This window comes from Prevotella sp. LCP21S3_D2 (assembly GCF_052118345.1).
Taxonomy (GTDB): domain Bacteria; phylum Bacteroidota; class Bacteroidia; order Bacteroidales; family Bacteroidaceae; genus Prevotella.
This window is the reverse complement of sequence record NZ_JBQKHJ010000003.1, coordinates 43611-68900: the sequence shown is the minus strand read 5'-3', so window position 1 is coordinate 68900 and position 25290 is coordinate 43611. Positions and strand designations below refer to the sequence as shown.

The 25290-nt window shown below is 45.8% G+C and carries 17 protein-coding genes; 12 read left to right on the top strand and 5 right to left on the bottom strand.

The annotated features are described in order from the left end of the window. The first annotated feature begins 629 nt into the window (after positions 1-629). The 8 genes from ACTQ16_RS03550 (at position 630) to ACTQ16_RS03515 (ending at position 13228) form a co-directional block, all read left to right on the top strand. Positions 630-3128 (top strand): hypothetical protein, encoded by a 2499-nt coding sequence (locus ACTQ16_RS03550; protein ID WP_441936138.1) that lies wholly within the window; start codon positions 630-632, stop codon positions 3126-3128. A gap of 158 nt (positions 3129-3286) precedes the next feature. After that, on the top strand, positions 3287-5812 hold the full coding sequence (locus ACTQ16_RS03545; protein ID WP_441936136.1) for a hypothetical protein: 2526 nt from the start codon (positions 3287-3289) through the stop codon (positions 5810-5812). Between the two features lie 124 nt (positions 5813-5936). Beyond that, positions 5937-7343 (top strand): TolC family protein, encoded by a 1407-nt coding sequence (locus ACTQ16_RS03540; RefSeq protein ID WP_441936134.1) that lies wholly within the window; start codon positions 5937-5939, stop codon positions 7341-7343. Continuing rightward, complete coding sequence (locus tag ACTQ16_RS03535; RefSeq protein ID WP_441936133.1) at positions 7340-8524, top strand: multidrug transporter; 1185 nt, start codon at positions 7340-7342, stop codon at positions 8522-8524. Before ACTQ16_RS03540 ends, ACTQ16_RS03535 begins: the two co-directional genes overlap by 4 nt. Further along, complete coding sequence (locus ACTQ16_RS03530; RefSeq protein WP_295346851.1) at positions 8521-10131, top strand: hypothetical protein; 1611 nt, start codon at positions 8521-8523, stop codon at positions 10129-10131. Before ACTQ16_RS03535 ends, ACTQ16_RS03530 begins: the two co-directional genes overlap by 4 nt. Before the next feature lie 33 nt (positions 10132-10164). Beyond that, entirely contained in the window at positions 10165-11481 is a 1317-nt protein-coding gene (locus ACTQ16_RS03525) for a glycosyltransferase family 2 protein (protein WP_294967965.1), read from the top strand. Between the two features lie 41 nt (positions 11482-11522). Then, positions 11523-12782: a nucleotide sugar dehydrogenase gene (locus ACTQ16_RS03520; protein WP_295346849.1), complete on the top strand. Its 1260-nt coding sequence runs from the start codon at positions 11523-11525 to the stop codon at positions 12780-12782. A gap of 62 nt (positions 12783-12844) precedes the next feature. Further along, on the top strand, positions 12845-13228 hold the full coding sequence (locus ACTQ16_RS03515) for a response regulator (RefSeq protein ID WP_295346848.1): 384 nt from the start codon (positions 12845-12847) through the stop codon (positions 13226-13228). Here ACTQ16_RS03515 and pflA read toward each other — a convergent pair. The 3 genes from pflA to pflB form a co-directional block, all read right to left on the bottom strand. After that, a complete protein-coding gene (gene pflA / locus ACTQ16_RS03510; RefSeq protein WP_441936131.1) occupies positions 13225-13956 on the bottom strand; it encodes a pyruvate formate-lyase-activating protein in 732 nt (243 codons plus the stop codon). The genes ACTQ16_RS03515 and pflA overlap by 4 nt on opposite strands. 237 nt (positions 13957-14193) lie before the next feature. After that, entirely contained in the window at positions 14194-14421 is a 228-nt protein-coding gene (locus ACTQ16_RS03505) for a DUF6722 family protein (RefSeq protein ID WP_294967957.1), read from the bottom strand. A gap of 160 nt (positions 14422-14581) precedes the next feature. Continuing rightward, positions 14582-16828: a formate C-acetyltransferase gene (gene pflB, locus ACTQ16_RS03500; protein WP_294968030.1), complete on the bottom strand. Its 2247-nt coding sequence runs from the start codon at positions 16826-16828 to the stop codon at positions 14582-14584. Between the two features lie 417 nt (positions 16829-17245). Here pflB and ACTQ16_RS03495 point away from each other — a divergent pair, with 417 nt between their 5' ends. Further along, the gene (locus tag ACTQ16_RS03495) at positions 17246-19612 is read left to right on the top strand and encodes a beta-galactosidase (protein WP_441936129.1); all 2367 of its coding nucleotides are present in this window, start codon (positions 17246-17248) and stop codon (positions 19610-19612) included. Between the two features lie 274 nt (positions 19613-19886). Then, a complete protein-coding gene (locus tag ACTQ16_RS03490) occupies positions 19887-21551 on the top strand; it encodes a formate--tetrahydrofolate ligase (protein ID WP_441936127.1) in 1665 nt (554 codons plus the stop codon). Between the two features lie 125 nt (positions 21552-21676). Here ACTQ16_RS03490 and ACTQ16_RS03485 read toward each other — a convergent pair whose 3' ends face one another. Then, complete coding sequence (locus tag ACTQ16_RS03485; RefSeq protein ID WP_295346844.1) at positions 21677-22282, bottom strand: epoxyqueuosine reductase QueH; 606 nt, start codon at positions 22280-22282, stop codon at positions 21677-21679. Between the two features lie 43 nt (positions 22283-22325). Here ACTQ16_RS03485 and ACTQ16_RS03480 point away from each other — a divergent pair, with 43 nt between their 5' ends. Next, a complete protein-coding gene (locus tag ACTQ16_RS03480; protein WP_294967948.1) occupies positions 22326-22580 on the top strand; it encodes a hypothetical protein in 255 nt (84 codons plus the stop codon). Here the strand turns inward: ACTQ16_RS03480 and ACTQ16_RS03475 are convergent. Further along, entirely contained in the window at positions 22572-23657 is a 1086-nt protein-coding gene (locus ACTQ16_RS03475; RefSeq protein WP_295346843.1) for a metallophosphoesterase, read from the bottom strand. The two genes, ACTQ16_RS03480 and ACTQ16_RS03475, sit on opposite strands and share 9 nt — an antisense overlap. Before the next feature lie 202 nt (positions 23658-23859). On the opposite strand from ACTQ16_RS03475, the gene ACTQ16_RS03470 reads away from it, so the two are divergent. Continuing rightward, the gene (locus ACTQ16_RS03470) at positions 23860-25173 is read left to right on the top strand and encodes a serine hydrolase domain-containing protein (RefSeq protein ID WP_441936125.1); all 1314 of its coding nucleotides are present in this window, start codon (positions 23860-23862) and stop codon (positions 25171-25173) included. Positions 25174-25290 lie beyond the last annotated feature (117 nt).

Sequence of the window (25290 nt, the reverse complement as noted above, 5' to 3'; positions counted from 1 at the left end):
ATTGTTCGTATTTCTGGCATTTAGACGAAAGAAAGGAGCAAAAGGTTGCAGGAAATTTCAAAAATAATTCCCCAGACTTCAAAAAAGCCCTAATTCAATTTTAAAGAAGCCTCTTTCCGGTTTCATTTAAGCCTTAAACGGAGTTGGTTTAAGGCTCATTTAACTGTTACGTTAGGCTTAAACAAACCTTACATAAGCCTTATTCCAAATCTATTCTTATAAAAAATCCCGGAAAAAGCTTGCAGGTTTGGGAATAAAGCCGTATCTTTGCGATAGAGTTTTAGAACAGATTGGCGTAGAGCAACCATTATTATCGCTCACAGCCATACGAACAGCTATCCGTTTATTAAACTTTGCCAATATTAAACATCTTTAACAGAAAAATCTGCTTCGTTTGAAATAATTACACTATATTTGCACCGTCTAATTGATGGCTAAAGCCCGAAGAGCTAACTAGTTAACTCCTAAAAGTAAGCAAAAATAACTTTGCTAGGCAAATTTAGTAAAAGATTTTAGGCAAAATGATAAAGAATTTAAGCAAAATGATAAAGATTTTAGGCAAAATGATAAAGATTAATTGAACAAAAAGAATCATAAAGTAAGAAATTACAATTTAAACTTAAATAGATATGAAAGTATTCAATTCTAAACTTGCTGCTATCGGTTTGGCAGCATTCGTATTCGCATCATGTAGCGACAGCTCTTCGGATCCTGCCACTCCTATCACCTCTGGTACCGTCCCTTCTGAGATTACCAAGATTGGACTTACACAGACTGATGCTGCACAGTTGGCAGCTAGCGTTACCAACTACAAGCGCAGCAGTTCTAACAAGGCAAGAACTCGTGCTATTGACGAGACCTTGTTCAATGGACTTACTGAAAGCACCGTACCAGAAGCTCCTTCTGTTGATGGTGCAAAGCAGTTGAACACTGCAACAAATTTGTCAAACGACAAATACAAGACCAGAAGCGGGAAAACTTACGACTTCTCTAACAATACAATTGAGAACACAATTCTCTTTGTTGCTGGTAACAGTACTGTAAAATACAGCAACTTAGGAAGTGGCAACACCATCGTCGTCCTGATGGGTGGTAAACTGGAGTATACTGGTTCAGAAAGCGCTATTCCTCAGAACAATACCATTTATGTTCTAGAGTCTGGTTCATACAGCATCAAGAATGAAAACATCACCATTGATGGTACCTTGTATTCTTCAAGAGCTCTCGGAAAGATTAAGGGAGAAATCACTGACAAGAAATCTGAAGGTACTCCAACACAAAACATTACCATCAATGGTTCTGTATACCTCAGTGGCTACAAGCATACTGTAACAGATCCTGATAGCAAGAATTACGGAAAAGAAATAACAGAATATGCTTCTCTCCGTGCAAAGACTTTGACTATCAATGCTGATGCAAAAGTCAACACTTTGGATCGTGTCACCTTTACCAATGACGTCGTTATTGCCGGTGCATTGCATGTAGGTAAGGCTGCCATTGTCAAGAACATGACTATCAAAAATGGCGGTGTATTCTATTCTGACTACTCTGCTAAGATCAAGAACCAGCTCACTATGGAGGCAGGTTCATACATGGATCTAAAATACCTGAACGTAACAGACAACGAATACACCGACAATGGCACAGAAAAGCCTACCAAGGTTCCTGGAAACGCTGTAGCAGACTTACAGGGCGCCTGCAAGATTGTAATCGGCAACCACGGTGTAATGTCTTTCAATACTTTGAAGACAGACAACACTTCCGGTCAGATAGTAATGGGCGATGATGCCAACAACGTGGCTGTCATCAAGGCAGACAAGTTTATCTATGCAGGAAGCGACGAAAACGTCAATTTCACCAGCACTCCAAATACAAACAACCAAACTATCCTGGCTCAGTTCAAGGAGTGTTATAAGAATGGTGAAGAGTCTGCAGGTAACAAGGTTGACTTTGACTATTTGAATTGGAATGCTGATGTACAGAGCTACGACTACATCACTGGCGGTGGAGCCTTGACTGCAGGACCAAACTTCAGCTATGTACTGAAGGATGAATACGAGGTAGCAAAACAGAAGAAGCTTATGCTGTTGTCTACTATCGCAAACTACGAAAGAGACACTCAGTCAGCAACAGCCATCGTACCTACTGACAACAACAAGGTATACGTTTCATACCATACCAATGGTGCTGAATTCGGAGGAAGCATTGATGTTGCAGAAATGAATGGCGAACAGCTTACTTTGAGACAGAGAGTACAGCAGGCTGAAGCAGGAGGAGCTACATACGACTTCAACCACTTGAACGTCATCAACAACAAACTGTACCTGGCAGGAAGTGCCAAGGGCAAGGATGGAAAACAGTTTGGTGGTGCTACCGTAAGTTATGCAGCCATAGGCGGCGATGGTACACTGAACGTAACCGAAGGTTTAAGTACTGTTGCGTTAGACAACACCGTTAAGGGCGATGCTAACTGCGTTGTACCATTCGACAACAACATTGCCGTAGCAAGCACTCTTGGTTACTCCGTTTATGAGCCAACATTAGCAAAAGAAGCAAAAGATAGAGTCTCAACTACAGGCAAAGCTAAGTTCGTGGCAGTAAATGGTACATCACTCGTTGGCTTGAACTACACATCTGAGATTACAGCAGGTGATGCAGAAGTTCAGGGTGAGGTACAGGTATTCGACAATTCTATGAAGCAAACAAGTAGCTTCAATGTTGGTTCAATTGCACCTAACAACGGTAAGAACATGATTGCCATTGACAGCAACGGCAGAATCTACGTCTGCAAGAGCGCTAAGGGTTTGATGTGTTACGAGAATGGTAGTCCTGCTTGGGCATCAGAATGGACAACACCAACTTCTAAGAGTGATAAAAATGTAAGTGTTGACAAGCGTCAGGGTTACATCAATGGTGTAGCAGTAGACGACAACTACGTATACGTTGCAGCTGGTGCTTATGGTCTCGTAGTCCTCACCAAGGATGGTAAGGAAGTTACTCACAAGAGAATCGGAACATCTGGCAACTCTGCCAACTATGTAGCAGTTAAGAATGGTCTTATCTATGTTGCATACGGTAAGGGACGTATCCAGGTATTCAAGCTCACTGGCGGAGACGCTCAACAATAAAGGATTATAAAATTCACTCTGCTCTCCCATCCTATCGATAGATGGGAGAGCAAACCTTATTCAAAACTTTACCAGCTCATCAAAAAAGCCAGCTAAAGCTAACTTTAAGGTTATCCGCTAAATATCAATCAATAAATAACATTTAAAAGAAAGCTAAAATGAAAGCATTAAATATCAAACTTGCTACATTCAGCTTTGCAGCATTGCTTCTCGCATCTTGTAGTGATAGCAATAGCGATGGTACTACAAATGTGCCTATCGCCAGCATGAATTCCAAGATTATAGGAAGCGACTTGATGCAAAACACGAACGCTCAGGAATTAGCTAGCCGCGTATTTAACTATAAGAGTAAAATTGCGACTAAATCTAGAACTATAGATGAAAGCAACTCATCATATTTTACAAATATTCTCAGCATGCCAGAGGCGCCAGCTTCTATTCCTGCTGATGCCAAGAATCTGAAAGACTATACGGGTTGGGATTTACCTGCAGGAACATATTATGTACCAGCAGGCGAAACAGTAGAATGCAACCATCCATACTCTGGCGTGACACTCTATGTGGCAGGAACATTCATCCAGAACGGAATGAATGCTGACGACAATACCAAGATTTATATCTTGAAAGGTGGAAAATGGAAGACAAACTACCAAGAATTAGTCAACGGCAACGCTACTGTTTACAATTATGGAACGCTGGAGGCTACAAATAGCCAGTTCACCATTAAAGGTACATACTTAACTGATGGCGACTTAAACTTCCCTGGAGATAAGTTAAACATTGAAGGTAGCTGCTATGTTGGAGGTAATCTTACAGCTAAGGAGCTGACGAATAGCGGTATGCGCCTTAATGTTAAAGGAAATTGCAACCTGGGTTCAAGTACATTGAAAATTAATGGTAGTGGAAATGCATATTGGGAAGATCCTAATGCAGGTATCATGAATGTTGATGGTACATTAACCTGTGGTAATCTTGAAATTTGCTCAAGTGCAAAACTTTACAGCAGTTGTGCCGTTAAGGTAGCAAATGAGGTAAATATCAACAGTTCATCTACATTTAGTGTATCATACCTGAAAGCAAATAAAATTATTCAGAGTTCTGGAACAATATTTAAGCTTAAGAATCAAAGTCTGATAGAATGTGATACATATATAGACAATAATGCAAGCGACAATATTGATACACAGGCTGGAAGTGCAGGTTCAGTTATTGAAGGCGACAATGCGGTAGCTGTCATCAAAGCAAATAAATTTGCATTCAACACAGGAGCTCCGACAGAAAATGGAACTATGAAATTTGACTGTTTCATGTTCAGAACTCCATCAGCAACGAAGATTGTTCTTGACGGTAAATTCTATCAGCAGAATTTAACAACGGAAATCATTCCGTTCTTCCCAGGAACTCAGATTTACAGAATTGATCAGACAGACAACATCTCTGATGTAATCATCAATAAGACTGAATGTAATGGACAGACAGGTTGGAAGCCAGGAAAGGATCCGGATCCAGAACCAAATCCAAATCCAAATCCAACTCCTACTCCAAAGCCATCACCTCTTACACCAATCAGCGTGATAGAGCCTGATCATACACATGATATTTCTGCAACATGTGTTCAGCCTTTCGAAGGAAAGATGTATATGTCATATCATACTCGTGGTGACGGACATGGTTCTTGTTTGGAAGTTTTCGACCCAGTTGATGCTAACAACGAAGTGAAACTGCTCCAGTACATTTACGATAGTGAAGGTTTGTTAGACTGGAACCACTTGATGGTGTACGATGCTAACAATGCCAAACAGGTTTACGCTGTTGGTAGTCACTACAAGAAAGCAGGTACATTAGGCTACATTGATATCACAAGTAGCGGATTGCTAAATGCAGATCCAAAAACTATCGTAACTGAAGAAGGAGAAAAGAAGGAAATCAAACCGCTGAATATTCTTCCTCTGAATGCAAAAGAAAAGGGAACAGATGAAAACTGCATCGTATACGACAGCAACTCTAACCGTTTTATTGTTGCAACAACAAAGGGATACACAACATACGATCCTGCAACATTAAATGAAATTGAGACTGTAGAAAAACCTGGTAAAGCAAAGCATGTTGCTATTGGAGACGGTAAGGTTGTTACATTGGTATTCACAGAACAAGCACAATACAATCCATCCAAGGACCCTGCAGAAGCAGCCAAGGAATGGATTAATGCTCAGATAGAAGTGAGAGACATATCGGCAAGTATGAAATCTACACCGGATGTTACAATCACAACACCTGCCATTTTACCTCACTACGGTAAAAATACTATCGCTGTGAAGAACGGTAAGATTTATGCTTGCCTCGGTGCTGCAGGTCTCTACTGCTACGACCTGAATACAGGAGCTGAACTCGGACACTACCAGATGCCAAATCCTATCATCAAGGATAGCAAGCAGGGTAAGAACGGTTCCTATAAGGCTTATGCTAACGGTTGCTTCGTTGGTGAGGATGGCAAGGTATACATTGCATATGGTTCATACGGTGTCGTTGTTCTCAAAGCTGGTACTCTTGAATCAGGAAGTCCTGAAACCATTGCTCATAGAGAAGAAGGCAAGTCTGCCAACTATATCACTGTTTACAATGGTTACATCTATGTAGCATACGGACAGAAGAGATTGCAAGTTTATCAACTCGTAGAAAATTAATCTTAAAAGCTAGCATAAAAAACTAGCATACAGATTGATATAGATATTTTAATAAACTAAGAACATAGTGAATGCAGCTGCAACAGCTTGCAGCTGCATTCATCGTGTTTAAATAAGAAAAAAGATGAAGCGTAAATTTATACTATATACAACAACGGTTCTTCTGACGATGATCGGAGGACAGCAAGGATGGGCACAAACTCAAGGCAAAAAACAGCAGAAGAGTTTCAGCCCTAAAATGCTCGTCTACGAAAATCTGAAGAACGAAAACGTATTGAGACACTTCAACCAACGCTTTGCACAACTCGACACACTCATCAATAACCCAATCTGGGTGAAATCACCAGTCATCGAACTGGGACTCAACAAACAACATACTGCTGACATTAAAACCACTGACTCATTATACTGGGCTAAAACTGCATACGAACAGTTGGCTATCAACAGACATAACGGACTGGAAGTAACCGGTCAGATATACGCCAGACCAGACGCATACTTCGATGCCGACAACGACGATGCAGAACAGGTCTCCAAGTACAAAGCCAAAGTACAGGCCGAACTGGGATGGAACATCATCAACAGCAAGTTCTACCAGGGAAAGGAAAAGAGAAACAAAGTGGCCCTAGCTAACGAACTCTCACGTCTACAAGACAAAAAGAGACAGACTGCAGACATCTATGAAAAGGCAGCAGATGAGCTGACCGAACAATATAACTTCTATATCGGTACCGTCATAGCACACAAGCTGGACAACCTCGACATCATGAACGAGGCTTACCAGTATATGCTGGAGAAAGACCGAATAAGCAACGACAAGATGCTCAAGGTGATGAACGACAAGCTGGAGGCGGAATACGACATCTCCATCCTCTGCTCCGACAGAGACATCACCAACAAACCGATTTACCGCATCAAGCCTACCCGCGTGGTGGTAGACACCACAGCCCTCTGGGAACACGTAGAAAAGGAAAGCCTGGATGCAAGAATCGTAATGACAAAGCTGGAGATAGCCAACAACGAAAGCAAGCTGAACAACTATCTCAGCACTACCCGACTCACCCCATTCGCCAGATGGTCAACCTACTGGCAGAGCAACGACAAGTTCTCGCACAATGGTGATGTAGGAATCAGATTCACCGTGCCAATCTACAACGAAAACCCAAGAAAGAGAAAGGCACTGGAGACACAGAAAGAGATTATCATGAACAGCAGAAGCACCGACGTGAAGGAAATCAGACAGTCGGTAAAAATCCTGCTGAAAAAGATAGAAAACCTCAACCAGGCTATAGCCACTGAGGCTTACCACATTCAGCAGACAGGAAAATACATCGACATGCGACGGTTCGCATATAAAAACCAGAAAAACGGGTACAACTACCTGATGAGAATGGAAGAATATACCGGACTCCTGGAAAGCATGGAAAGAATGTACAAGCTGATGTTGAACCGCGGACTCGCCATCATCAATATAGAGAAGGCAGTAAGCATCTATAACAACAACAATATATTCAACGAGATCGAACTATGAATGAGTTTCAATATGACAGCACGCCACAGGAACAGGCGATGGCCGACTTGCTGAAATCGCAAAGCCACCGCTTGGCTAGACAGCAGATTATATTCGCGCTGATCTTCCTCCTCATCATCGTACTGACAGCATACTATATCGTTACCCGAATGATCTGGGCCATCTATGACGGATATGTAACACTCGATGAAAACCATATCTGTGCGGTTGACGACATCTACATTCTGAAGGTAAACAAGGAGGTGGGAGAAATAGTACACAAAGGTGATACGCTCTACTCCTACGTACTGCTGGGAAATATCGTAACCCAATATGACCCCAACATCATTCCGTCGGCGGTAAAGGAAACCCACGATATGGAAGTGCAGGCCAAACTGGCTAGAGAAGAGATTCCGGTACTGCGCACCCGACTGGCTGAACTGAAGAAACAGAAAGCTTCGGAAAGCTCGGACATCTACTACGGACTGACCAACAACACCAAGCGCAATCAGCTGGATGCTGAGATTGCCGAGGTGGAGGAAGAAATAAGAAAGCAGATGAACAAGGTGACCATCTACTCACAAGCCAAGAACACCACCTATAACTTCATGAGCAGAAGAGGTGCAGGCATGGCGGGTGCAGACATGCCATACTCCAGCAATTCCAGCATCTACAACCACGGTCTAATACACTACTGCTGTGCGCCTGCCGATGCCTACGTCACAAAGGTGAACGTGAGCGACAAGACACTGGTGTTCAAGAGCGATGAAGTGCTCACCATCCAGCATACCGACTATGCAGCATGCCACCTGGGCATCATCACATACGTGCCTAGTGAGAAAATCAAGTATATGGAAAGTCCTGACGATGCTGACGTCATCGTGAACAAGGACCTGGTACTGAAGGCTAAGCTGCAGATGGTGGGTCTGAGAGTGGAGGAAATTCCAAAGCACCTGCAGAGCAACTTCTCGCACGATGCAAATGCCGTAGTGGCAGTATTCACCTTCAAACCCAACCAGCAAGTGCCGGCTTGGGTGATGAGCAACAAACTGCCGGTGAGAATCAGGGTGAACAAGATCAGTGCGATGTTAGACCCTAAGCCACTGCCGATGTATACCATCCCAGTGGAGAAGAATCAAAATGTGATGAGAAGTTCAAAGCTCGTCACACCTGACCAAAACAAAGACAACGTGAAGAAATGATTGGACTAAGAAGAAACAAAAGAGGAGACATGGTGCTGACCATCGATACCTACATCGATATCGACTCAACACCAGATATCCAGTCTGACTACTTCGACTGCATATACATCAATACGACGAGTGAACGTGCGTTCCATGCAATCCTGTTTGGAGCCAGTCCTATCCTATCGTATAAATGTAGCTATAAGCCGTTATTCGTCAATACGGCGGTATCGGGAAAGGAACAGATCACTGACTATATCGTAGACGCATACGTCAGCGACATGAGCAATGAGAAAGTTTACGAGATTATCGACCGAATCAAGATGGCAAAAAAGAAGTACGGCATCAAGCAGGAAACTGCAAGACCTACACAGCCGAACCAGCTCTTTGCCAACATTCTGCGATATCTCCTATCACGCGACCAGAGAATCATGGGACACCGACTTCTGGAGAAATCATCGCTGGGATACATCAACCCTATTTTTGAGCACTATCACAGTATGGGTCTGTTCCATCTCAACGAGATGTTCATGTTCAAGGATACAATGGTGGAATATGGTGTACTCAAGATGCACCGCTTCCTCATCAAGGAACACCTCTGCCCGAAGTGCAACCACTCGCACCTGTTGTATACAGAGTGCTGCCCGAAGTGTGGAAGTTCCAACCTGAAGATTCAGAACATCATCCACCACTTCAGCTGCGCCAACGTCTCGCCGGAGAATACGTACAACGTAGGCGGTGTGCTGATCTGTCCGAAATGTCATAAGAAACTGCGCCACATCGGTGTAGACTATGACCGACCTGCAGTGGTATATACCTGCAACGACTGTGAGAACTCGTTCACAACGCCACTGACCAAGGCTACCTGCTGCTACTGCGAGAGTACCTTCCCGGTGAATGCACTGGTGCCACGAGACGTAGAAGACTATGAGATAACAGAGGAAGGTGTGCGCGCCCTGACACAGGACAGCCTCATATTCAACAACATGACCAACCTCTATGACAACTTCATGGATTATCAGCTGCTGGTAAACCGCCTGCGCCGACTCCTGATAGAGACCTTCCGCAAGGAACAGGTATCAGTACTGGTAGGAAAGATATGGATACTGAATGCCGAACAAGACACGGTGAAGATTAAGGACAGTCTGCAAGCCAGCTTCTGCCGCCTCTTCTCCAACCACAAGGTGTCGTACAACAACAACATCTTCTACATCACGTATTCCGTATTCAGCGACATTACCGTAGAGGATGCACAGCATGAACTGAGCAAGCAGATGTCAAAGGCTATCAGAAAGGTGGCCGACAAGATAGAACCGGACGAGCTGATATGCTGCGTTCTCGATACCAAGACCAAGGAGGTGACCGGCAACTACGAGGAATTCTTCAACAAGATGAACTACGTAGAGCTGACTCCAGACGACTACTGCGGTTATTCGGAGGCAAAAATGACCGAAGAAGAAGAAAACAAGACCGCAGAGACCCCACTGGAAATAAAGCCGAAGGAAGATGAGAACGACAAGATCATGAAGCGCGTCAAGCTATACAAGCAGCTGGTAGCCGTGCTGATTACCATTGCCGGTATACTGATACTGCTAGCCATACTGGCGCTCACGATATTGAGATAAGAAACAACTAGTAAAGAAAGGAGATGAGTAGGTATGTTTGAAATCGTAGAAACTCTGAACCACTTCATGGACTGGTTGAGTACACTCTCACTGAGCAGCATCCTGAGTACCTACTGGTTTCTGTTCTTCATTGAGATGCCGAGATATTACCTGCTGGAATATCTGGTAATATTCAACCGACTGACCAATAAGAACAAAATAGAAAAGGAAAAGGAAGTGGCAAGATTCTATCTCTACAGAGAGAATCCGCTCGTTTCGATACTCGTACCGGGAAAGAATGAGGGAAGCCATATATTCAAGATGGTGAACTCGCTCGCCGAACAGACCTACAGAAACTATGAAATCATAGTGGTAGACGACGGCAGCGATGACTACACCAAACTGATATGCACCGACCTCTATCGGGCTGGTTACATCACCCATTATCTGAGACTGGAAGACCGAGGAGGTAAGGCTGCGGCAAGCAACTATGGTGCACAGATGGCTAAAGGAAAATACATCGTCTGCCTGGATGCCGACTCATCACTGGACCGTGATGCGCTGGAGAAGATTCTCCTCCCCTTCTACATCGACGGTATGGTAAAGGGTGTGGGCGGATGCGTGAAGGTACGCAACAACAAGGACACTATCTGCTCATCGCTGCAGGCGTTCGAATACCTGAAACGCATACAGGTGGGACGAATCGTGACGAGCGAGCTGGGCATCTACCACATCATATCGGGTGCCTTCGGCGCCTTTGATAGAGCAACACTGAAAGAGGTAGGATTCTGGGACATCGGACCAGGACTGGATGGTGACCTCACACAAAAGATAAGAAAGGCAGGATACAAGGTGAAATTCGCAGAAGATGCCATCTGCATGACCAACGTGCCGACGCAATGGTATAAACTGTATCACCAGCGTATCAGATGGTCGCGTTCGCTCGTAAGATTCCGCTTGCGCAAACACCGCGACATCCTGCTGCCAACCAAGAACTGGTCTATATTGAACTGGATCTCCAACATGGAGAGCGTAACGTACGACTGCTTCCTCAACTTCCTGTGGTTGTGGTATATCGTGAAACTCGCCATCACCTTCAATAACCACATCGTAGAGATATTGGCGCTGGGCTACTTCATCCGAGTATGCTTCTCCCAATTCGCCTTCCTGCTGGTGATGATGGTGACAGAGAGAAGAAAAGAGGAAATGTTCCTCTACCGATTCTTGCCGCTGATGTCGCCGTATACAGGTTACTTCCTGCGTATCGCACGACTTTCAGCCCATCTGCAGGAACTCTTCTTCCATCGCTCGTATGCCGATGCATGGAATCCGGAGAAAACTTCCCGATACGCTCAGCTGGAGGGAATGTAAAGAATGAATAAACAATAATACAAATTTAATATATATAGTATATGAATAACAAATCTTTTGAGTTTAAGATAGGCGTGATTGGACTAGGCTATGTAGGTACACCGCTTGCATGCTTATTCTCAAAGAAATACGATACTTGGGGTTACGACATCAATGCTGCCAAGGTAGCTAAATTAGCCAGGAAACAGGGAGCGGAAGACAGAATGCTTTCTAAAGCTCTCGAAAGGGGACTAAAGCTGACCTGTGACATCAGCGACTTGAAAGGCTGCAATGTATACATCATAGCTGTACCGACACCGGTAAACAAGTCGAACAAACCTGATATCAGCTGTGTCAGAAATGCAACTACAGCAGTAGGCAAAATCCTGAAACCGGGAGACATCGTGGTATATGAATCTACAGTCTATCCCGGACTGACAGAAGAAGTATGCGCTCCGTTGCTGGCATCAACATCGGGACTCAAGCTGAACGATAACTTCTTCGTAGGTTTCTCACCTGAAAGAATCAACCCGGGAGATACCGTCCACACCATAGAGAACATCGTAAAGGTGACCAGTGGTTCTACACCCGAAGCGGCAGAAATCATCGACAACCTCTACAGCTCGGTTCTCACACATGGCACTCACAAGGCGAAGAGCATCAAAATAGCCGAAGCCTGCAAGCTGATGGAGAACTGCCAGCGAGATGTTCAGATAGCATTCTTCAACGAGATGGAAAAAATCTTCGACAAGATGAACATCAGCATCAAGGATGTGACGGAAGCAGCCAGCACAAAATGGAACTTCGTTCCTGCTATCCCAGGACTTGTTGGCGGTCACTGTATCGCTGTAGATCCGTACTATCTCATCAACAAGGCACAGGAGGTGGACGTGGTTCCTTCGCTCCTCTCTACGGCACGCGAAGTGAACGAGCAGATGGCGGTCTGGATGGCAGGCAAGATCAAGAGTGCATGCGACTTCAGAAAGTTCAAGGCTCCAGAGACCAAGGTGCTCATCCTGGGCTTCTCGTTCAAGCCTGACAGCGATGACATCAGAAACACCAAGGTGGCTGACCTCTACATCAACCTGGTGGGAACAGGATACAAAACTACCCTTTACGACCCGCTGGTAGACAAAGAGGAAGTGAAGAATGAATACGGCATCCATGTAGAGGATGACGCTAAAGTACTGGATAAAGTCTACGATATCGTGGTGATAGGTACACATCACAAGATATTCGATAACATCAATATGAACAAGTTGCTCTCAGCCAAAGGCTTCATGTGCGACATATACGGAGTACACAAGGCAAGAAAAGCTTAGAGCAGCGACGTCCAAGACCTAACTGTACAATAAAAGAAAATCCAAAGAAAAAGTAAATGATTATGAACAAATATAAAGTGCTGATCGTTGACGATATCCCTGAGAATATCCAGACTCTCGGAGAAATGATCAAGGATTTTGACCTGGATGTGAAAATTGCAGAAGGTGGTCAGGAAGCCATCGACATCATTGATTCATGCACACCAGACATCATCTTGCTAGACTTGATGATGCCTCGTGTGAATGGATGGGACGTGATAGATCACGTCAGAAAAAAATATAGTAAGAACGAGATGGTCATCATCGTTGTCTCCCTGTTAAACAACAAGGACAACATCGATGAATGCTATGAACTGGGAGTCAACGACTATATCACCAAACCGGTGATCAAAGCCCGACTCACCAGTTCAATAGAATCTCATCTCAGGAATCTCAGCAGAAATTAAGATATAGCCTTCTGCAAGATGTCGTTGGCATGAGCCACACGGTCACTTGTAGGAGGTTCTATCCCTGACAACGGGTAAGATATACCCAATTTTTCATACTTGTAGATGCCCATCGTATGATAAGGCAATACATCAATACGCTCTATATTAGAGAGCGTAGAGAGGAAGTCGCGCAATTCTTCCAGGTATTCATCCTTGTCGGTGATACCTGGAATGAGGACGTGACGAATCCATACCGGCTTGTAGATTTCGCTCAGATAGCGGGCACAATCCAGTATATTCTTATTGGAATGAAGCGTGAGTTTACGATGCTCTTCATCATTGATATGCTTGATATCAAGAAGAACAGTATCAGTGACGGTCATCAGACGCTCAAATTTCTCGAAGTTTTTCCCTTCTCTATGAAAGGGTTGAGCCGAGGTATCAAGACAGGTATTGATGCCACGCTGATGGGCTTTCTCGAAGAGTTCGATGAGAAAGTCTATCTGCATCAATGCCTCGCCACCGCTCACGGTAATTCCTCCATTATCTCCCCAATAACTCTTGAATCGCTCTGCCTTGTCCAGCAGGTCATCGGCAGTCCACTCTTCTCCTACCCCCGTCTTCCAGGAATCCGGATTGTGGCAGAACTGGCAGCGCATGGGACAACCCTGCAGAAAGATCAAAAATCTGATGCCTGGTCCATCAACAGAACCAAAGCTCTCTATGCTGTGAACAAAACCCTTCATGCAGCTTTCCTCTCTTGGTAATTATCCCAAAGAATAAAAGCAAGCCCAGGAACGACTATAAGAGCAGTGACGACACCCAAAAAATCAACTAAATCCATAATTATTTTATCTTTTTAGAAATGATTAAAAACAAGAAGCCCACTTAAGCCTGCATTTTACGATAATCAATATATGCCCATAGGGTAAACCCACCTGCAAGCAAAGCAAAAAATCCCATAAATACCAATAGTTCCATATTTATTTTCCTTTCTTATTTTTATCTTTAGACATTAATATTAAAAAGAATCCACATACAGCTAGAAACATTGTTATTAGAGCACCAAATACTAAAAGTTTCCCTGTATCTATATCCTTTTTCATAATACTTGCCAAGATGATACCACCAAATATCAGTTTGGCTAAATCCAGGCAAAACTTTCCTCCTTCACTCCAAAGAGTTGTTTTTTGTTCTATATTCAATTTCATACCGCAAAGATAGCACTTTTTTCAATACCAAGTTTAAATTTGCAGTTAAATAAGCTAAATTGCCCGCTAAATATCCTCGGAAAGAAAATCTAGCGGGCAATCTATATGTTACAAAGAGACAAGAGGATTCTTCAATCTTCCCTCTTCATTCTTCACTTCCTTAGAGTCTCTCGTGAGCCTGACGAGCGATTACGTCGAGCTGCTGCTCGCGTGTCAAGTCGATGAACTTAACAGCGTAACCACTTACACGGATGGTGAAGTTCTGGTATTCTTCCTTCTCTGGGTGCTCCATCGCATCCTTGAGCTTGTCGATTCCGAATACGTTCACGTTCAGGTGGTGAGAACCCTGGTTGAAGTAACCATCCAATACACCTACCAATGTCTGGGCACGCTCCTCATCGTTGTGACCGAGAGCACCTGGACTGATGGTCTGAGTATTAGAGATACCATCGAGAGCATACTCGTATGGCAACTTAGCTACAGAGTTCAATGAGGCCAAAAGACCGTTCTTCTCTGCACCGTAAGATGGGTTGGCACCTGGAGCCAAAGGAGCACCGGCTGGACGACCATCAGGCATGTTGCTGGTGTACTTACCGTATACTACATTTGATGTGATAGTCAGGATAGATGTAGTTGGCTCAGAATTGCGGTATGTATGATGCTTCTTGATCATGTTCATAAAGGTCTTGAGCAACCATACTGCAATCTCATCAGCACGCTCATCATCGTTACCATAACGTGGGAAGTCACCCTCGGTCTTGAAGCTGAGAGGGAAACCGGTCTCATCACGGATGATGTTAACCTTGGCATACTTGATAGCAGAGATAGAGTCAACTACGTGGCTGAAACCCGCGATACCTGTAGCGAAAGTACGACGAACATCTGTGTCGATGAGCGCCAACTCTGCTGCCTCGTAGAAGTACTTGTCGTGCATGTAGTGGATGAGGTTCAATGTCTTCACATAAACGCCAGCCAACCAGTCCATCATATCCATGAAACGTGGCATGAACTCCTCGTATGTCAATACATCACCCTCTACGGCGCGATACTTAGGACCGCACTGCTCGCGTGTCTTTGAGTCAACACCGCCAGAAACTGCGTAGGTCAAGCACTTAGCCAAGTTGGCACGGGCTCCGAAGAACTGCATTTCCTTACCTGTCTGTGTAGCAGATACACAGCAGCAGATGCTATAGTCGTCACCCCAAACTGGGCGCATTACATCGTCGTTCTCATACTGGATAGAGCTTGTCTTGACAGAAATCAGAGAAGCGTAGTGCTTGAATGCCTTTGGCAAGCGAGAGCTATAGAGTACGGTCAAGTTTGGCTCTGGTGAAGGACCCATGTTCTCCAATGTGTGGAGGAAACGGAAGTCGTTCTTGGTAACCATTGAGCGGCCATCCTGACCCATACCACCTACTTCGAGAGTAGCCCATACTGGGTCACCAGTGAAGAGCTCGTTGTAAGAAGGGATACGGGCGAACTTCACCATACGGAACTTCATGACCAAGTGGTCGATGAGCTCCTGAGCCTCATCCTCAGTAAGAGTACCCTCGTTCAAGTCGCGCTGGATATAGATATCGAGGAAGGTAGAGATACGACCTACAGACATCGCAGCACCATTCTGAGTCTTCACTGCTCCGAGGTAACCGAAGTACAACCACTGAACAGCCTCACGAGCGTTCTTAGCAGGCTGAGAGATGTCGTAACCATACAACTGAGCCATCTCCTTCAAGCCCTTGAGCGCCTTGATCTGCATAGCAACCTCTTCACGAAGACGGATAACGTCGTCGATCATCTCACGGTCGCCCATGTTAGCGAGGTCGTTCTGCTTCTCCTTGATAAGGAAATCGATACCATAAAGAGCAACACGACGGTAGTCACCTACGATACGGCCACGACCGTATGTATCAGGCAGACCAGTGAGGATGTGGTTATGGCGCACGAGTTTCATCTCAGGTGTATAAGCATCAAACACGCCGTCATTGTGAGTTTTGCAATACTTGTGGAAAATCTCGTGCAACTTCTCTGATGGCTGGTAGCCGTATGTAGTACAAGCCTGCTCTGCCATCTTGATACCACCGTATGGCATGAAGGCACGCTTCAAAGGCTTGTCGGTCTGCAGACCAACCACCTTCTCCAACTCCTTAGTACCCTCGCCGATGTAGGCAGCACCATAAGCTGTCAATCCTGAAACCACCTCGGTCTCCATATCGAGCACACCACCCTTGGCACGCTCTTCCTTCTGGAGCTCCTTCAACATACCCCAAAGGGTATTGGTAGCCTGAGTAGGTTCTGCCAGGAACGACTCGTCGCCATCGTAGCTAGTATAGTTGTGCTGGATGAAATCGCGAAGATTCACCTCACTCTGCCACAAGTTTCCCTTGAAACCTCTCCATTCTGTTTTCATCATTTTGATATCCTTAATAAGTTAATAATTAATTATATATTTTGTACACACTGTTTCTTGTTATCAGCTGAATCCTTATACCTTTTATATATTATATAAAATCCGGCTATCGATAATTTCGATGCAAAGGTACTACAAAAAAACGAAATCCAAGCAGAAATCACAAAGATTTTATCCTCTTTACACTAAAAATCATCATTTATGAGTACAGTTTCTGCACAAAAGATATTGAATGTGCAAAGGTAACAAATGTTCATTCAAATGACTGGGAAAAATGAGCAAATAAGGGGGTTTTATCGATTTGTCCCCATTAAATAATATTTTATACCCTTCTGTTTGATAAATAATGCATACCTTTGCAGTCGAAATGAAACAAATAACAATGTAAAGATCATCATAGAATAACAATACATGAACATGAATTGGAATCATACAATCAAGACATTAGCCTTTGCCTCGCTATTGGCACTGGCACCGGCTCAGATGATGGCTGCACAGAAAGGTGGCACCTTCACTACCGGCGACAAGACATTCCTTCTCAATGGCAAACCTTTCGTGGTTAAGGCTGCCGAGTTGCACTACCCTCGTATTCCTCGTGCCTACTGGGAGCATCGCATCAAGATGTGCAAGGCTCTTGGCATGAATACCGTCTGCCTCTATGTGTTCTGGAATATCCATGAGCAGGAGGAAGGCAAATTCGACTTCACAGGCAACAACGATGTGGCTGCTTTCTGCCGCCTCGCCCAGAAGAACGGCATGTATGTCATCGTTCGCCCGGGTCCATACGTTTGTGCTGAATGGGAAATGGGCGGTCTGCCTTGGTGGCTCCTCAAGAAGAAGGACATCCGGCTTCGTGAGCAGGACCCTTACTTCATGCAGCGTGTCGAAATATTCGAAAAGGAAGTAGGCAAGCAGCTGGCTCCACTCACTATCCAGAATGGTGGCCCTATCATCATGGTTCAGGTGGAGAATGAATATGGTTCTTACGGAAAGGACAAGCCATACGTAAGTGCTATCCGTGACATCGTTCGCAAGAGTGGCTTCGACAAGGTGAGCCTCTTCCAGTGCGACTGGTCATCCAACTTCCTGAACAATGGTCTCGATGACCTTACCTGGACCATGAACTTCGGTACAGGTGCCAACATCGACCAGCAGTTCAAGCGTCTTGGCGAGGTTCGTCCTAACGCCCCAAAGATGTGCTCTGAGTTCTGGAGCGGCTGGTTCGACAAGTGGGGAGCACGCCACGAAACCCGTCCTGCCAAGGATATGGTAGAAGGAATGGACGAGATGCTGAGCAAAGGCATCAGCTTCTCTCTCTATATGACCCACGGCGGAACCAGCTTCGGCCATTGGGCAGGTGCCAACTCGCCTGGTTTCCAGCCAGACGTAACCAGCTACGATTACGATGCCCCTATCAACGAATGGGGATTGGCTACTCCTAAGTTCTACGAACTGCAGAAGATGATGGCGAAATACAACGACGGCAAGAAGTTGCCAGCCGTGCCTAAGGCTCCGATGCAGATCATCAAGGTGCCAGAATTCAAGTTTACCGAATACAAGCCATTGAGCTACGGTATCGGAAAGGCGAAGGAAACCCATGCTCCTCAATGCTTCGAGGATATGGACATGGGATGGGGCACCATGGTTTACGAGACTACCGTTCCAGCCATCGAAAGTACATCAACCCTGACCGGCGAGTTCCACGACTTTGCCCAGGTATATGTGAACGGAAAATATGTTGGCAAGATAGACCGTGTAAAGAACGAGAAATCACTCGAATTGCCAGCCATGCCACAGGGTGCTCAGCTCACCATCGTGGTAGAAGGTATGGGAAGAATCAACTTCGGTCGTGCCATCAAAGACTACAAGGGTATCATCGGCAACGTAACCCTCACTACTCAGAAGGAGGATTGCGAACTTGCCCTCACCCCTACCCGATGGAACAACAGCACCATCGCTGATGATTACCAGACAGCTGTGAATGCACTCGCCATGCCAACCAACAAGATGCGTGGTCTCCTGACCAAGGCGGGTTACTATCGCGGCTACTTCAACCTGAAGAAGGTGGGCGACACCTTTATTAATATGGAGGCATTCGGCAAAGGTCAGGTTTACGTAAACGGTCATGCCCTCGGCCGCTTCTGGCAGATTGGTCCTCAGCAGACCCTCTATCTCCCGGGTTGCTGGTTGAAGAAGGGCAAGAACGAGGTGATTGTTCTCGACGTTGTAGGTCCTAAGGGTGAAGCAGGCAAGCCAGGTTCTACCGTGGCTCCTACCGCCTTCTGCCAGGATCATCCGGAGCTCGACAAGCTGAATCTCGAAAAGAGCAACAAGCACAACGAGCCAGGTCATCGCATGGATCTCAATTCAGAGACTCCTGTATTGAAGGGCGAGTTCAAGGCTGGTAACGGCTGGCAGACCATCAAGCTCGACAAGCCTGTAACCGGTCGCTACTTCGCCATCCAGGCAGAGAGCAGCCAGAGTGGTGACAGCCAGATTGCCATCGCCGAGTTTTATCTCCAGGATGCACAGGGCAACCGCATCGACCGCAACAACTGGGTGGCTTACTACGCAGACAGCGAGAAGGGTAACTCAACTCTCGACAAGATGTTCGACCTCCAGGAGAGCACCTATTGGCAGACCGAGAAGGGCGCCAACTTCCCACATCTGGGAATCGTGGATATGGGTAAGGAGGTTACCATTTCAGCTTTCGAGTACTTGCCACGTGCCGAGCAGGGTGCACCGGGCAGCGTCAAGGGCTTTAAGCTCTACGTTAGAAAATAAAAAGATAAGTTCATAGGTTTGGTCAGCCACAGGCTGACTGTGGAAAATTAACACATATAGTTTAAAATGTAGTATTTCTATTGGAGAATAGAAAGTTAGTTAGATTGTAAAAAAGAGGTAGATGTGAATCTGCCTCTTTTTTCGTTTATATTAAAACTCCTTTTTTAGTATATAATAAACTCCTTCTCCCCCACTTTTTGTTTTTTTATACATTGATTTGCCATTATGTGAATACTTTTGCGTACCTTTGCAGCAAAATACAAATACATTTTTTATGTTGACAGATATTGAAATAGCTAAATCAGTAAAATTGCGCCCTATCAAAGAAGTGGCAGCAGAACTTGGAATCCATGAAGACCAAGTAGAAAACTACGGCCGTTACATCGCTAAGATTACTACGGACAAAATTGACAGAAACAAGTTTAAGAACCATCATCTTATCCTCGTTACCGCTATCAGTCCTACCAAGGCTGGTAATGGAAAGACCACCGTATCCGTGGGTCTCGCCCTCGGTATGCAGAAGATTGGCAAGAAGGCAGTTGTTGCATTGCGCGAGCCTTCTCTCGGTCCTTGCTTCGGCATGAAGGGTGGTGCTGCCGGTGGCGGTTATGCACAGGTATTGCCTATGGATAAGATCAACCTCCATTTCACTGGCGACTTCCATGCCATCACAGAGGCCAACAACATGATTGCTGCCCTCCTGGACAACTACCGTTTCCAGCACGAGGCAGAGGGATTCAAGCTCAAGAAGATTCTCTGGCGCCGAGTAATGGACGTCAACGACCGTGGTCTCCGTCGCATCATCACCGGTATCGGCGATAAGAACGGCATCGAGACAGAGGCAGGATTCGATATCACTCCTGCTTCTGAAATCATGGCTATCATGTGTTTTGCAACAAGTGTAGACGACCTCCGCCGTCGCATCGACAATATTCTCCTCGGCATCACTGAGGATGACAAGCCATTCACCGTCAAGGATATGGGTGTAGGTGGCAGTATTGTTGCCCTCCTCCTCGATGCCCTGAAGCCAAACCTGGTTCAGACCACAGAGGGAACTCCTGCTTTCGTTCACTGCGGTCCTTTCGCCAACATCGCTCATGGCTGTAACTCTGTGATGGCTACAGCAGCAGCTCTCGAGTATGGCGACTATGCCATCACTGAGGCAGGATTCGGTGCAGATCTCGGCGCAGAGAAGTTCTACAACATCAAGTGCCGCAAGACTGGTTTGCAGCCAGACCTTACCGTTCTTGTTGTTACTCTCCAGGCATTGAAGATGCACGGTGGCGTAGCTCTGGAAGATATCAAGCAGCCTAACGTTGCAGGAATGGAAGCTGGTTACTGGAACCTCGACAAGCACGTGAAGAACCTTCAGAGCTTTGGTCAGACCGTTGTCATCGCCTTCAACAAGTTTGCTACTGATACCGACGAGGAGATTGAGGTATTGCGCAAGCACTGTGAGGAGATGGGTTGCGGATTCGCTGTCAACAGTGCCTTCGCCGAAGGTGGCAAGGGTGCGATGGAATTGGCAGAACTCGTAGTAAAGACCATCGATGAGCGTCCATCTGCTCCTCTCTATTTCACTTATGCTGACGAAGATTCTGTAGAAGAGAAGATTGAGAAGGTTGCGTTCAATCTCTATGGTGCCGGCAGCGTAACCATGAGCGATTCTGCAAAGGCTATGATTGACGAGATCAAGAAGTTGGGTGCAGAGAAGTTCCCTATCTGTATTGCCAAGACCCAATACAGCTTCTCTACCGATGCTAAGGCTTACGGTCCAACAGAAGGCTTCGAACTCCACGTTCGCGACATCACCCTGAACATGGGTGCTGAAATGATCGTAGTCATCGCCGGTCCTATCATGCGTATGCCAGGTTTGCCAAAGAGCCCACAGGCTGAGCGTATCGATGTGGTTAACGGTGAAATCACAGGCCTTTCTTAAATAGGCATCTAGCCTAGAATATAGAAAAGGCACGGATTACACAGATTACACGGATTTATCATGAATGTCATTAATCCGTGTAATCTGTGTAGTCCGTGCCTAAAATCCCTGCGCAGAAAAACACTTTATCTCATGCTGAATTCACAACCGCAATACAATTGGTTGTAGAATTCATTCTCTTTCAATAATTCTCCACGGCGATTCTGCAAACCGCCCTTTCTCCAATTCATATCCCACCACTCTACATCCGGACAACCTTCTACGGCGAGATGTCCGGCTGCATCTATCTGCTGGATATTCTTCCACCGGGAAGAAGCCAAGGTAGTAGTAAGCAGATGAAAGCCATGCTCCTGAGCATACCTAGCCGCATGCGTCAAACGATACCGGAAACACATCGAGCAACGGCTTCCCCTTTCAGGCTCCAGCTCCAACCCCTTGATGGTAGCCAACCATTCCTCATGATCATACTCATCCTCCACATACGGAACCCCCTGCGCTTCCAGGAAGCGCATCAGCTCGTGCTTGCGAATTTCAAACTCCTGTAAGGGATAAATGTTACTGTTGCTGAAATATACCGTCGGCTTCATGCCGTTGCGAAGCATACACTCTACAATCGCTGACGAACAAGGCGCACAGCAGGCATGCAGCAACACATCATGACCTTCAGCCTTGCTACCATCAGGAAGCGATAACTTCACGAATTTATATTGTTCTTCTACTGGAATCTTCATTTTACTTGGAACTTTTTACTTTGAACTTGAAACTTGGAACTTTATGATTAGTATTCATGCTGAATACTCTTCCATTTCACTGGAAATAAAGAGAGGAGAAAAGGGATATTTGGGGAGGCATAAAAAAACAAATGGAGTACAGTCGTCTCGACACCCCCCATTTGCCCAAATATATGCGAAAACTAGTGCAAAGATACTATTTTTGTTCGTATCAGCAAAAATTTCAGCAGATATTTATTTAAAACCTAATGTTTTAAGAGAGTATTTAAAAATAATTAACAACATGAGGTCATTTTAAAGTTCTTTTTAACGTTATTACAGTCATTTCTGGCCATGCTCCCAATCGGAACGGGAAGGAGCCGCCAATACCCGATGAAACGTTCAGCATCTGACTGCCTTTGCGATAAACACCACCCCACTCCTTGAATGCCATGCGGGCTGGTGTCCACTTGCCTATCTGCAACTGTCCTGCATGTGTATGTCCTGCCAGTGTCAGCTGGACAGGTCTGTCCCATACCTCTCTGCGCCAGTGATGCGGATCATGGGTCAGCAGTATCTTGAACCCTTCCTTCTTCAGTCCCTTCATCGCCTTCGGCAACTTGCTGCGGTTACTGAAAGGAGGCTGCCCCGCATTCTCCACACCGATGATATCGATGGAAGCCATACCATGACTCACGGTGAAATGATCGTTCATCAACTGATGCCACCCCAACTGGCATTGATAGTTATAGAGCAGCTTCCAGTTGTTTCTCAGTCCTGCTATCGTATGATTGTTGCCATACTCGCAGTAATCATGGTTTCCCCATACCGAGAAGATGCCATCGTGGGCATGCAGCTGTTTCAGCGTTTCCAGATAAGGCTCCACCTCCCTGGCATCATTGTTCACCAGATCGCCCGTAAAGAGCATCATGTCCGGTTCCTCATTATTGGCTGCATCCACCACCTTCTGTACGAAGTCACTATCCTTCGGGAAAGAACCCAGATGAAAATCAGTGAAATGCAACAGACGGTAACCGTCAAAGTAAGGTGGAAGGTCGGGCGATTCATAGGTTACGTACCGTATCTCCAACCGCTTCCAGCCCTCAATGAATCCGAAGGCAAACCATCCCATCAGCGCCAGCGCCGGAAGGAGGGCAAAGAACCACGGCATCATGAAATCGAAGAGGATGAACACCACCTTGGGCATCACCGAAAACAGAATCGTAGTGAAGAGGATGCGGACGGAGAGCTTATGAAAGAAGCCCATCTGCAGCCCTACCTCTGCTAGCAGAAGCAGCAAGGAAGGCACCCACCATAGAATGGCTAGCGCCAAAGGCCACCCGCTCACTCCCAGATGCCAGAGCCAGATGTCGGGCAAGAGAGCAAGCCCTGCCATACCTATTATATATAAGAAGGATCTGAATATCCTTTTAATAATCTTTTTCATTTACCTGTTCAAGTATTTCTACGGTGCAAAGATACATAAAAATCTGCTTAACCGTTCATGTTTGTAGATGTTTAACTTTATTTTTTTTGCCGTTTCATCAGATTGCAGTATCTTTGCAAGCCGTAAACTGTAAAAAACATCATCAATAAATATGGCAAGAAGACTCAGAAAGAAAAGAATAGCTATCATATTGCTCACATTCACGGCCATCGTCGCATGGTCTACACATAGTTGCGTATCGCGCTGCACCTCATCTTCGGATAAGGAGAAGGCAAAGGATACGCTCCCCAAGGTGCATATCAACGATTCCATCAGCAATGCCCTCACCGAGGGAAAGGAATATCACAAGATGGATTCGCTCGTGGAGAGATACCTCAAGCGATGGGAAATCAACGGTGCACAGCTCGTCATCACCCGCAACGACTCCCTGCTCTATGCCCGCGGTTTCGGATGGGCAGACAAGGAGAGGGGCATCCGAATGGAACCGAACATGCTGATGCGCTTCGCCTCTGTATCAAAGCTTATCACTGCTGTAGGCATCATGAAACTGCAGGAGATGAAGAAGCTCAAGATGAACGAGAAGGTATTCGGACCGAAGGGAATCCTGAACGATACCACCTACAATAACAGTATCAAGGACCAGCGCTACTACAACATCACCGTAGAACAGCTGCTGCGCCATCAGGCAGGTTTCAACAACTATGCCGGCGACCCGGTATCCTCTACCCGCTACATCATGATGCAGAACCGCCTCACCACGCCTCCAGACCATAAGACCCTGCTCAAGATTCTCCTGAAGCGCCATCTGGGTTATACGCCGGGCGAGGGCAAATGCTACAGCAATCTGGGCTACATGATTCTCTCGATGATTATCGAGAAGAAGAGCAGAATGAAGTACGAGAACTTCATGCAGAAGTACGTGCTCCAGCCTGCCGGATGCTACGACATGCATATTGCCGGCACCTACTACAAGGACCGCCGTCCTAACGAGACGAAATATTACATGCACCAGGGCAGCATCCCGGTATATGAATACAACAACAGTGGCAGAATGGTAGAAAAGTGTTATGGCGATACCGACCTTCCTCGCCTCTCTGGTGCCGGAGCATGGTGTGGTTCAGCAGCCGAACTGAGCCGTCTCATCGCCAGCATCGACGGTCTGCCTCATGTCAAGGACATTCTCAGCCAGAAGAGCATCCAGTTTATGACCACCGAGCAGCCCGACCATCAGTATTCCATCGGTTGGAACTACACCCCAAAGAGCAATCGTCCGTGGATTCGTACCGGTTCTCTTGCCGGCACCTCTGCCATTGTCCTGAAGTACCCCGATGGTCAGTGCTGGATTCTCATCACCAACACCTCCACCTGGAAGGGTCACGGCTTCAGCAACGACACCATGGCATTCTTTGAGAAGCTCCGCAAGCAGTTCATGGCAGATATGCCGAAGAAGGATTTGTTCATATAGAGAAGGAAGAAAAGTTGGTGCATAACAGTTGGGCAACGCATGCACATCAGCTGTTGTGCGAGCGCATATCAGCTGTTATGCAAGCGCACAACAGCTGTTGTGCGGCCGGAGATACTA